The organism is Halorubrum sp. 48-1-W, assembly GCF_003287355.1.
GTDB lineage: Archaea > Halobacteriota > Halobacteria > Halobacteriales > Haloferacaceae > Halorubrum.
This window is the reverse complement of sequence record NZ_QMIM01000007.1, coordinates 62,641-72,995: the sequence shown is the minus strand read 5'-3', so window position 1 is coordinate 72,995 and position 10,355 is coordinate 62,641. Positions and strand designations below refer to the sequence as shown.

The window sequence follows — 10,355 nt, the reverse complement described above, 5'->3', positions numbered from 1 at the left end:
ATCGGATCCGAGTTGATTACACTCCTGATGGGGAGCACGGACGGGAGTGGCTTCGAGGTCTCCTTTCGGACCTCGACGACGACGGTCTCGTCCAGATCGAGAAAGGGGACGATCAGATAACTGCTCGCCTCCAGTAGTCCGGTTTCGATTCCTCAAACGGTCCCCGAGAGCCATACATGACACATATACGAGAAGACGACGTGGCCGGTACACTCGAGTTCTCAGTACGAAGCCGCCGTCGGAGCGGATCAGAGGCGGGTCGGGAACCGGCAACCTAGACGCCGTCGACGGACCGGCGGTGGAACCGCCCGAGGAGACGAAGTGGGAGAGCCACCAGATCACCAGTCAGTTCGGGTACGATTGTATCTACCTGCTTGCGGACGGGTACGTCAACGCCATCAGCGGGACGATCCCCGAGCAGGTATCGAACGCCGAAGGGGCCGATGAAGAGTAAGCCCACGGGGATCCGCGGCGGCATACACTCCGTCCGTCGTCGCCCGTGAATCCGGCGAGGAGGCCCGATGACGGAGCGGAACCGTCACTCGTTTATTACAGGAACCGAACGATCGGACATGAGCGAGACCCTGGAGTCGGACCTCTACCAACGGACGAAGGCGCTCTTGGAACCCGGCGGGATCGAACTCGTCGGCTGTATCGTCCACACGGAGCTGTCGGGACAAGAGGACCTCGAGATGCACGAGCTCACCGTCGACGCCAACGAGGTCATCGCCGAGCACGCGGGCAAAGGCGAGACGTACATCGAGGCGGGCAACGACGACACCGACTTCTCGTCGAACCAGTTCCAGGGACGCACGCTCGACGACGAGGCGTTCGTCTGGGAGTGTCAACAGCTCCTGCGGGACGGGACCTTCGACATCGTGTTCTACTACGAGGCCGGCGTCGACCAGGCGGCGCTCGCGGCCGATCTCGCTGACCTCGACGGCGTCGACCGCGTGACGCAGGTCCCCTGAGGCGGCCTCGACCGTGAGCGAACCCGTCCTGGTTCCCGGCGGTCGCGACGTGCGTGCGACGCTCGATACCGCCGGGAGCGACGGGAGTCGGTCGGACGCCGTCGTCGTCGCCTGTCCGCCACATCCGCGTTACGGCGGCCACCGCGGGGACGAACGGCTGGTCGCCGTGGGCGACGCCCTCGCCGACCGCGGCGTCGACTGCCTCCGCTTCGACTACGGCGCGTACGACGAGGGATACGGCGAGTGTACCGACGCCGACCGTAGCGTCGGCTGGGCGCTCGACCGATACGACCGAGTGGGGCTGTTCGGCTACTCGTTCGGCGGCACCATCGCGCTCGTGACCGCCGGCTCCCGACCGGAACTCGCCGGCGTCTGCGCGCTCGCGCCGACCGCCAGGCTGAACCCCGACGTCGACGCGGTCGCCGCCCTCGACGACCTCTCGGCGTGGGAGGGGCCCGTCCGCGTCGTGTACGCGACCCGCGACTCGACCGCCGACTGGGAGCCCGTCGTCGAGCGGGCACGGGAGCGTTCCCTCGACGTCGTCGGGATCGACTCGGACCACTTCTTCGTCGGTCGCACCGACGACGTCGCCGGGGCCGTCGCCGACTTCCTCGCGCCGCGGCTCGGCGCGGACTGAGTCGACGCTGTGGGCCGGAGCCCCCTCACTGGCCGGTCCGGGTCAGCGCAGGTCGTCGATCAGGTCCGTAGCAATCCGCTCGCCGCGGGCGGGGTCGTACCCCTCCATCCGGAGGTGTGCGAGCGGCGCCACGTATGGGTTCCGCTCCCAGTGGGCCCACACCTCCGTCGATCCGTCGGGGGTCGGGAACAGCCGCACGTGGACCTGCCAGTCGCCGGTGAGCCCCGCGGGCCGGTGGACGAAGCTACCGACCTCGTGGACCGGCTCCCCGTCGCGGTCGTACGCGTGGACGTACGCGCGGACCGACTCGGAGAAGCCGCACTCGGGAAGCAGTCGGCGGGTCGCTGCGGGCGTGCGTGGAAGGGTTCCGACGTACTCGTCGGGCGGCGGCGGCAGGACCCGGACGTGGTCGGGGACGCCCTCGTCGGGTAAAAGCGCGAGCAGCTTCCCGACTGCCAGCCGGACCCGCCAGAATCCGACGGCACGCCCGAGGAGGAACGTGACGGGAGCGACCGCCACGACGAGGGCGAGGACCCGGAGCGACGACTGGCGCCGGCGTTGCGGGCACATCGACGTCAGTTGTACCCGCGCCAGCGGCGGCCACACTCCTTGCATTTACAGGAGCGAACTAGTCTATACATCAGTTATAAGACGCCTCATATCGTACTCTACGGTATGTCTGATGGTAAAACTATGGTTGGTACCGAAATCACAGACGAACGCCATAAACGGTGGCGAGAGGCGATAGATGAGTCCGACGAGTTTGCGAGTATAGCACAGGCGATTCGGGTCGGCGTTGAACAGGTACTCTTCGAAAATCAGTCTGAGACTGGAAGTCAGACTCTGGAAGGCGAGAAGGTACTCAGTCGGTTGGATGAACTCGAACAGACGATGGTGAAGACTCGTTCCGAAGTAATTGAAACTCAGGAACAGACACCCACAATCGAAGAGATTAGCGAAGAAGTTGTATACAGACTCGCAGGAGTATCTGACGATGTGAAAAAGAAAGAGGGGCGTTGGTAATGGAATTTAAACACAGAGAGATAGAGCAGTTCTTAGACCGCAATAAGGGCAGTAAAGCCAAAAGCACAATCCAAAACTACCAGTCCGCTCTCCGTCGATTTGAGGCGTTCATAGACGAGTACAATATCGACATCGAAGGCATCAGCGGGCGGGATATGGACTTATTCGTCGGACGGTTGGAAGACGAGTTAACAGAAGCAACTGCCGCACAATATGTCGGCTCTATCTCCGTATTCTATGACTGGCTCCTGATGGACAGCGATGAAAAGAATCCAGTTGAACGAGCAGACCCAGACCTAAACAGCAGTAAAACCGAACACAAAAAGCCAACATTAGAAACAGACCAACTGCGAGACCTCGTAGACTCCGCCGAGACGGTGAGAGGTAAAGCACTTCTCTCGTTAATGGCTTCAACAGGAATGCGACTCGCAGAGGCGTGTAACGCTAAACTCTCACGACTCGATCTCGAAGAACGAGAGATAGAAATAGAGACCGTTAAGACCGACTTCGGAGACCGCACAGTTTATTTTGATAGGAAGACCCGCCGACTGTTAGATACCTACATAAATCAGGGATACAGAGCCAAATACCACGCTCCAGACTCCGACTACATCTTTATTGCTTCCAACACAAACCAGTATAAAATAGAAGAACGAGAAGAAGCAGAAGAGAATGGTGTCAAAGTCGATAACAGTAACATATCCACAGATATTGGGCGTCGTATCTTCCTGCGAGCGTTGAAGAACAGTTCAATAGAAGAAGAATACGAGACTTATTCAGACGGACGAAAGCGGTCTGTACACACGACACACATCTTAAGGCGGTCATTCTGTCAAAACTGGATAGACAACGACGGCGACATAATGTCGTTGAGGAATATCGTGGGATGGGAAAATCTGGAAACGGCAAAAAACTACATCGATGACACAGCCAGCATAGACAAACGAGACCGCTACGGAATCACTCTTTAGGCTGTTCCATACAGAGTGGGAAGAATAAAAACAGGTTCCCACCGCTGAACAGCTGCCGCTGTTGGTTGCTTAGTTGTTAACTATTACCATACTACTACTACTATTAGCTCCTGGAGGGGTGGAGGTATTACATCATACCCGTTATGTAATTGTAATACCTATATGGTTGTCATTTTTTAAACCCGCTATACGGCAGGGAGGTGTCTTTTTCTCGATACTGGTTCGGGGTGGTGTGCTAGTGTTTCTCAGTATTACGATTACACTAAAGGTGTTACATCACACATTAGGGTATAAGCCTGATAAAAAGGAAAATCAGTTTTGTTGTGCTTCGAACCAGTCTCGTACCTTCTCGATTTCTTCCTCGGAGTGGTCAATATCGTTGCGGTAGATGTCCGAACCTGAATCGTGGAGGAGGTCTGTTTCGTCTACAACAAAGTTGAAGAGTTCTTTTGGATTGCCCACGAGTGCTTTATTCTTCATGTTCTGAACCCACATAGACGGTTTAATTTTGTTCTGGTAGAGTTGTGCGACCATAGCGACCACATCATCGGCTCGCTGTGCCTTCTCGTCGTGTAGGTTTTCGAGTTTGTTCTGGATGCGTTCCTGTTCCGCTTCCTTCTCTTCAAGAGTTTCCCGCTGTGCTTCCATTTCCTGTTGAAGTTCTTCGAGTTGCTCTTCGAGTTGCTCTTCGGCACTCATATCGAGGCTTCGTCGGTGTTCACTAACGAGTTTGTTTACTAACCCGCTGAAGTTATCCACTGAATTTTCTACGAATTGTGCGTTTTCGTCGTTTATATATACCGTTTTGCGGTTTTTGTCAGACATTACACATCTAAATAAGTTGTCGGGGGTCTTAAGTATCACTCCTATGTGATTGTAATACCCTCTATACATAATCAGGGAAACCTTTATAATCCTGCCCCCTATTATGTAAGTATAATGTCAGTAACAGACTTTAAAAACAGTTTTCTGCGGGGTACAGACGCTGTAGACTACAATGCTAAGATTTCCAAAGCCGAGCATTTAGAGGCTGAGATGGATGATATCGAGAATCAAATCGAGGAGTGCGATGACGAGTGGGAACGGCATGAATTGGAACTGGCACAGCACCGTGTAGCGGGTCAGTTGGCGGGAGTGTTGTACGAACTTGAACTTATGACTGAAGACGAGCAGGAGGCACGAGACCGAGGCAAGATGGAGGATGCGATGGCGGAAGACGAGTTTTATTCACACTTCCGGTAATTAGTGGGTAAATTTTTTAGCGGATTCTGACAACGCTTGTCAACTATTTTCTTCTTCCGTCAGGGGTTCGATTTTGTGCTATACCGTAGGTATAGCAAAAATCTATATTATTGGTGTGAATAGTTTCACGAGTGCCAGTCTTCATGTATGTCTATACTGGGAGTCCGTGCTTCTGTTCATAGCCCGATATACAGACTTCACAACTGAATAGAATAGATATAATCAGTCATGGAAGATAGAAGGCTGGAGGGTCATGGTTGCATAATACATCCCGTCTTCTTTCTTGTCTATATATTCACTGTCCTGTAAATCCTCGACACACCGCCTTACTGTCCGTTCAGAGACTTCAGGGGTATGTTCTGCTAACTCCGAGATCGTGAATCCTCGGCGCTGTTCTGATGTCCATACTGCGATGCTCGTGAGAACAGTGATGAAGTTCTCTCTGCTTTTAGACATATATGAATCTACATTCCACACCCCTAAAGCAGTAACTTTGCTCTGGGATTTACGAATATCTGCTCAGTGGTGGTTTCCTGCTCTTCTATACTGTGAGATGATAGAGACACCAGCCCGTGGCTATTTTTCATAAATATACCCGTTTCTGTCCAATATAGACCAGTCTCTCGGTTGTCAACTGCCATAGTAGGCAAGCGATTAAGTTGAGTTGGCTGAACTGGTTGTTTATGCTCTCCACAGTTGTTACTGGAATATTGATTCTCGGAGCGGTTGGCTCTGTTCTGGCAGGTGGTATCTACTTCTACTGGCAACTCGCAGACAGGCGGCTGACTGACATAGACGATAGACAGAGGTGGTTCAAAGAGAATTACGAGGGAGACCACATCCACGGGAATATGCTAAATGCGACCATTGGGTCAATCAGATGTTATCCCCCTCAGTCTCTCGGTGGGATAGTGAAACGGTATCTGTTACGAGACATCGGACGAACTGAAGTTACACTATTATTCGAGAGAACGAAGATTGAAGATGAGGTCTGGGATTCCCTCAAAGACTTCGTTGAAGAGGATGGTGTGAAAGTCCAGAGTTATGACTACACTCAGGCGAATCGCAGTAGTTTCGTGACGATTGAGATACCTTCGTTTGACTCAGAGGAAGTTGAACTTGCGGCGTCTCGGGCTGTGATGATGATAGACACATTCTTCGAGCAACAGAAGGCAGGCAATATCTGAATTTGCTGAAGTACTACTGGAATTGACTGCCGAGTGTTGCTTGCCCTTGAGTCCCTGAATCTGGATTGATTGAATCAGACTCGTTATACGCTGAGTGTGTTATAGAGTATCCAGTTTCTGTCTGTTCCACTCCGTCGATAGTGTAGAGTTGAAGCGGTTTCTCCTGCTTCGTCGTGACCGGGAAATCGTAGTTTTCAGCGTCGTATTTGAAGTCCTTGCCGTCTTCCAGCCGTTGTTCAACGAACTCCTCGTGGCGTTGGATTCGTTTCGAGACTGTGGCGTGAGCGAGATCTTTAACCTCGGAGACCTCGGCGTCGAAGACCTCTGTGAACTTCTCTTGGATTTCGTATCCGACAGAGTTCCGACCCGCAATCATCGACGCCAGAGATGTCGTCCCAGTTCCCCAGAATGGGTCGAGAACGGTGTCTCCGTAAACGCTGTACATATTGATGAGTCTATACGGGACTTCCAATGGGTACGCCGCTGAACGGTCTCTGAGTTCTTTGTCGGCGTTCTCTATCTCCTGGAAGGTGCCTTTGATACCTTCCCAAACATCGGAGAACCACTCGTTTCGCTCCTCCCAGAAATATGCTGATTCATACCGAACATCATTTCCAGAGGGGAATTTCCGACTCTGTTTCCCGTTACGGAATATGAGCAGGTATTCGTGTTCGAGAGTTGCGTAGGCGTTCGGCGGCATCATCCCGCTCCCCATAAACTTCGCTGCTGAGTTAGTGGGCTTCCGCCAGAGGATGTCAGGAAGTGGCTCGAATCCGAGATTGTCGAAGTATTCAGTTATGTGTGCGTGGTTCTGGTAGACCCTGAAACTGTCGTCTACCTTTCGGGTTGCGTCTCCGATATTGATACACGCTATTCCACCATCCACGAGAACTCGATTTACTTCATCCCAAGTCTTGTTGAGTTCCTCGTGCATCAGCTCGAAGGCTTTTCGACCCTCGCCTTCATCGAGAGCCGTGTCTATGTCTGAGTTGAGAGAGGCGAAGAGGCCGTCCCACATCTCAATCATCGGGTATGGTGGAGAAGTTACAACGAGTTCAACTCCATCGTCGTCTATCTCTGAGAGAGAATTCGAGTTTCCGATGAAAACATCGTGGGCAGTCTCCATACGCACAAGCTATTCATACGGGCGTTTGTAGTTATTGGTGCGTCCTGAATCTGTTACAGTTCGTCGGGCAGTTCCGAGATATCTACCTTCATCGTCTTGTTGGATTTGTTCTCGTCGTAGAAGACAATCGGGACTTCGATCTCCTCTTGTAGATTGTCCTTGTAGGTAACTGGTTTTACTTGGACGGGCTGGTCTCCGAGATACCCGTCGATGCCTTTGCTCTCATCCTGAGCATCAGCTCGGTGGACTTCTACATCGTACATCTCGCCCAGTTTCTTGAGAACTGCCTCTTGGATGTCGAACCCTTCGTATGACTTGAATAGTACCAGGTCTCGAAGATACTGACGAGTCATTTCCTCGTCAATCTGCTCGAACGCCTCCCGCATCTTCTCCACCATCGGATACGCCATTTCGGTGGCTTCCTCCAGTCGCTCATCACCATCATATTCTTCTTTGTAGTAGTTCACCCAGTCCTCGAATGTTCCTTCAGGGTGTTCTTGGCGGAACTCTTCCACGATGTCGCTCATCTGCCCGACCACATGCGGGCGATTGGACTGGGAGAGATTGATTGCGGGGTTCAGGAGGTAAGTAGTGTACTTTGCGGTATCAAACGGAAATTCCTCAACTTCTTCAGCAACTAATCGTTCCCGTTCATCCTCAGTCAGTTTGAACTCGTCTTCGTCGGGCACATCATTGCCCTACATATCAACAGATAAAGCTTTTCGGATTACAGAAATCGATGACTCAGATATGTTCCCAGAACTCTTCCATCGCCTGCTCTGCTACTTCTTCGCTTGGGGCACCTGTGATAATGAGTTTCCCAGACGAGTATATCATCATCGTATAGTCTCGCTCAGGAGGTCGGTACACTAAACCAGGGAATTGCTCTGGCTCATAGTCAACATACTTCAAGCCAAGTTCGGGAGCGAGGAGTTCCAGTTCAACGGTCTTTCCTAAATCCTCAGTACAGACTACATTCTGAATTCGGAAGTCTATGTCGTCAGTATCATCGAGGAGACCGCAATCAACAAGAATCTCATAAAACTTGTCTCGGGCTTCGTAGCATCCATCATACGAGTCGCCACCTCGAAGAATATACTTTCCAGTTCGGAACAGGATAAGCATCTCTCCGCCTGTACGATATCGGAGAAGGAGCCGATTTGCTTCCTCATCAAACTCGTTCATCGGGAGGTCAAGAGTTTCAGACAACTCTTCCAAATCGACCTCTCGGTGGATGTCCCCACCAGCGGAGATGTTGACTATCTCTACCATTGGTTGGCAGGAAGCATAGCGGAGGGATAAGTATGGTTCTGTTGCCCCTTCGTTTCGACTCGAACTGTTCAGTTTGGGAGTCTCCTAACAGAAACCCGAACTTGTGTGGGTGTAACCAACCGACCCTTTCGTTACACCCTGTAAACAACCGCCGAAGTTTATATAGGGGTGTACTTGTAAGGTAGAAGTATAAATGTCAAGCAAACAATATGCGACATACATCCGAAAGAGTACAGCAGACCAATCAGATGAACACCAGCGAGCAGACATTCAAGATTGGCTCGATTCTAACGACATACCAGTCGCTGAAGTTGATTTCTATGCGGAGACCGGCTCCGGAGCAGATTCCACACGAGACGAATTCACTTCGCTCATCGAATCCGTTGAAGATGGAGCGTATTCAGATGTGGTCGTTTGGGAGATCTCCAGAATCGCCCGTAAGGGATTCTTAGCACAGCGGTTTTTCGATTCCTGCGAGGAGAACAAGGTTACAATTCACATCACAAACGGAAGCGTCCGCAGAATTGAACCAGACGGGACTGGTCGGCTTGTGGCAGATATTATCGCCTCCGTCGCCGCCGAAGAACGCCGAAACCTGATTCGGCGCACTCGTTCAGGACAAAAGCAGGCTCGTCAAGCAGGCAAATGGGTTGGTAATCCTCCAGTCGGTTTTGTAGTTGTCGAGGGGTTCTTGAATCCAAACATCGACCCAGACTATGAAGACGGTGAAACTGGGTTCTTTGGTGTTGTGGAAGCCTTGGAGAGTATCGAATCCGGGCGGTCATACAACAAGACCGCAGAAAACACTCCTAACATCACTCGACAAACTCTCGCTAAGATTCATCAAGACCCTGAGCGACGAGCGTGGTATCTCGACGGGGAATCAGATGATGAGCGTGTAAAAGACGCAATAAACGGAGTATCTGAACAGAACTAAAACAAGTCGTTCAATTCAGCCACTGCTTCTTTTTATTACCGTTGACCAAACAGAATCGTCCGCCAAAACCCAAGACCGGAGTGCCAGCCAACCATTACATACGATGCTCCGACAGACATTCCCACCGCAAAGGATTCCCAAACTAATAGTGAAGACAGAGCCGAGAACGCACTCATCACCCAAATGAAGCCGCCGACTTTGCTCCCGATAATATAGTAAAACAGCCCTGAAGCACCCAGCAAAACCACCGTAAGGACGATTATCGCTATCGCTTCGAACATTATCTCTGACCTCCGAAAATCTCAGCGAACAGGTCTCGCTCCTCGATAATCTCATATTCTCCGGCGAGATGATATTCCATAACCTCCCGCATCTCTGGCGCACATTCCTCCATCATCTCATCCACATCCATCTCGTAAGACTGGGCTTCTATCGATAGGTCGCACGCACGAATCCGGAGTTTGTTGGGCTTCTGGTGCGGGTTATTTGGTTTCGGTCTATCGCTGTCGCTATCGGTGTCAGAGGTCTCATCGGTCATTTTCTAACCTACTTCACAGTACGGGCTATACGGTTATGAAAGTGTAGCTCAACCAACCAATGCTTTCACTCGCCAGGAATGTCTTTTATATACTACTAACCTTAGAGGAGTGACATTAGTTATAGCCTCTCCATCGATGACTACATTCTTTACACTTGAAGAAACGGGTGGGTGGCTCGTCCGCCGCGCCGGTCTGTTTGATCGTGTACCACGCCTCGTCGTGACCGCACGCCTCACAGACGACGTCGGTGGCGGTCGGCTTCCCCTCGAAGTTCGCGCCCTCCTCCGTCTCGATCACGTCGTGATCGGTCTGTTCGGTCGTCGACTCGAACCGCTCGGCGAGCGTCTCGTCGCGCTCGGCCGTCGCGTCACAGTCGTCGTTTCGACACACCATCACGCCGTCCCGCGAGACCATCATCGAGCCGCAGTCGTCACAGAACTGCATGTCCCT

General features: G+C 52.2%; 16 protein-coding genes and 1 pseudogene. 9 read left to right on the top strand and 8 right to left on the bottom strand.

All coding sequences use genetic code 11. The features are described 5' to 3' along the window. The 4 genes and pseudogenes from DQW50_RS18370 to DQW50_RS04195 form a co-directional block, all read left to right on the top strand. Nucleotides 1-137: pseudogene (locus DQW50_RS18370) on the top strand (A/G-specific adenine glycosylase); the annotation flags it as partial. Nucleotides 138-298: 161 nt separating this feature from the next. Further along, nucleotides 299-454, top strand: a complete 156-nt coding sequence (locus tag DQW50_RS17805; RefSeq protein ID WP_157964841.1) for a hypothetical protein — start codon at nucleotides 299-301, stop codon at nucleotides 452-454. A gap of 118 nt (nucleotides 455-572) precedes the next feature. Then, nucleotides 573-971 (top strand): DUF5778 family protein, encoded by a 399-nt coding sequence (locus DQW50_RS04200; RefSeq protein ID WP_112078054.1) that lies wholly within the window; start codon nucleotides 573-575, stop codon nucleotides 969-971. Between the two features lie 13 nt (nucleotides 972-984). Next, entirely contained in the window at nucleotides 985-1,608 is a 624-nt protein-coding gene (locus DQW50_RS04195; RefSeq protein ID WP_112078053.1) for an alpha/beta hydrolase, read from the top strand. A gap of 42 nt (nucleotides 1,609-1,650) precedes the next feature. Here the strand turns inward: DQW50_RS04195 and DQW50_RS04190 are convergent, their stop codons facing one another. Beyond that, complete coding sequence (locus DQW50_RS04190; RefSeq protein ID WP_241964328.1) at nucleotides 1,651-2,223, bottom strand: hypothetical protein; 573 nt, start codon at nucleotides 2,221-2,223, stop codon at nucleotides 1,651-1,653. Between the two features lie 60 nt (nucleotides 2,224-2,283). Here DQW50_RS04190 and DQW50_RS04185 point away from each other — a divergent pair, with 60 nt between their 5' ends. Then, entirely contained in the window at nucleotides 2,284-2,631 is a 348-nt protein-coding gene (locus DQW50_RS04185; protein WP_112078051.1) for a hypothetical protein, read from the top strand. Continuing rightward, nucleotides 2,631-3,602: a tyrosine-type recombinase/integrase gene (locus tag DQW50_RS04180; RefSeq protein ID WP_112078050.1), complete on the top strand. Its 972-nt coding sequence runs from the start codon at nucleotides 2,631-2,633 to the stop codon at nucleotides 3,600-3,602. The genes DQW50_RS04185 and DQW50_RS04180 overlap by 1 nt, the downstream gene beginning before the upstream one ends. A 312-nt stretch (nucleotides 3,603-3,914) precedes the next feature. On the opposite strand, the gene DQW50_RS04175 is transcribed toward DQW50_RS04180, so the two are convergent. Then, the gene (locus tag DQW50_RS04175) at nucleotides 3,915-4,427 is read right to left on the bottom strand and encodes a hypothetical protein (RefSeq protein WP_127341308.1); all 513 of its coding nucleotides are present in this window, start codon (nucleotides 4,425-4,427) and stop codon (nucleotides 3,915-3,917) included. 114 nt (nucleotides 4,428-4,541) lie between these two features. Between DQW50_RS04175 and DQW50_RS04170 the strand changes: the two genes are divergently transcribed. After that, nucleotides 4,542-4,844, top strand: a complete 303-nt coding sequence (locus DQW50_RS04170; RefSeq protein ID WP_112078048.1) for a hypothetical protein — start codon at nucleotides 4,542-4,544, stop codon at nucleotides 4,842-4,844. Between the two features lie 222 nt (nucleotides 4,845-5,066). On the opposite strand, the gene DQW50_RS17575 is transcribed toward DQW50_RS04170, so the two are convergent. Then, nucleotides 5,067-5,300, bottom strand: coding sequence for a hypothetical protein (locus DQW50_RS17575; protein WP_127341307.1), 234 nt, complete (start codon nucleotides 5,298-5,300; stop codon nucleotides 5,067-5,069). A gap of 227 nt (nucleotides 5,301-5,527) precedes the next feature. Here DQW50_RS17575 and DQW50_RS04165 point away from each other — a divergent pair, with 227 nt between their 5' ends. Beyond that, complete coding sequence (locus DQW50_RS04165; RefSeq protein WP_112078047.1) at nucleotides 5,528-6,031, top strand: hypothetical protein; 504 nt, start codon at nucleotides 5,528-5,530, stop codon at nucleotides 6,029-6,031. A gap of 13 nt (nucleotides 6,032-6,044) precedes the next feature. Here the strand turns inward: DQW50_RS04165 and DQW50_RS04160 are convergent, their stop codons facing one another. Genes DQW50_RS04160 through DQW50_RS04150 form a run of 3 tightly spaced genes read right to left on the bottom strand, consistent with a single transcriptional unit; the run spans nucleotide 6,045 to nucleotide 8,429 of the window. Beyond that, on the bottom strand, nucleotides 6,045-7,157 hold the full coding sequence (locus DQW50_RS04160) for a site-specific DNA-methyltransferase (protein ID WP_112078046.1): 1,113 nt from the start codon (nucleotides 7,155-7,157) through the stop codon (nucleotides 6,045-6,047). Nucleotides 7,158-7,210: 53 nt separating this feature from the next. Continuing rightward, a complete protein-coding gene (locus DQW50_RS04155; protein WP_112078045.1) occupies nucleotides 7,211-7,846 on the bottom strand; it encodes an MjaI family restriction endonuclease in 636 nt (211 codons plus the stop codon). 55 nt (nucleotides 7,847-7,901) lie between these two features. After that, on the bottom strand, nucleotides 7,902-8,429 hold the full coding sequence (locus DQW50_RS04150; RefSeq protein WP_112078044.1) for a hypothetical protein: 528 nt from the start codon (nucleotides 8,427-8,429) through the stop codon (nucleotides 7,902-7,904). A 193-nt stretch (nucleotides 8,430-8,622) separates the two neighbouring features. Here DQW50_RS04150 and DQW50_RS04145 point away from each other — a divergent pair, with 193 nt between their 5' ends. Continuing rightward, the gene (locus DQW50_RS04145; RefSeq protein WP_112078043.1) at nucleotides 8,623-9,366 is read left to right on the top strand and encodes a recombinase family protein; all 744 of its coding nucleotides are present in this window, start codon (nucleotides 8,623-8,625) and stop codon (nucleotides 9,364-9,366) included. Nucleotides 9,367-9,646: 280 nt separating this feature from the next. Here the strand turns inward: DQW50_RS04145 and DQW50_RS04135 are convergent, their stop codons facing one another. Together DQW50_RS04135 and DQW50_RS04130 are read right to left on the bottom strand one after the other, a co-directional pair. Continuing rightward, a complete protein-coding gene (locus DQW50_RS04135; protein WP_112078041.1) occupies nucleotides 9,647-9,904 on the bottom strand; it encodes a hypothetical protein in 258 nt (85 codons plus the stop codon). Between the two features lie 115 nt (nucleotides 9,905-10,019). Next, the gene (locus tag DQW50_RS04130) at nucleotides 10,020-10,349 is read right to left on the bottom strand and encodes a transcription factor S (protein WP_112078040.1); all 330 of its coding nucleotides are present in this window, start codon (nucleotides 10,347-10,349) and stop codon (nucleotides 10,020-10,022) included. Nucleotides 10,350-10,355: the final 6 nt, after the last annotated feature.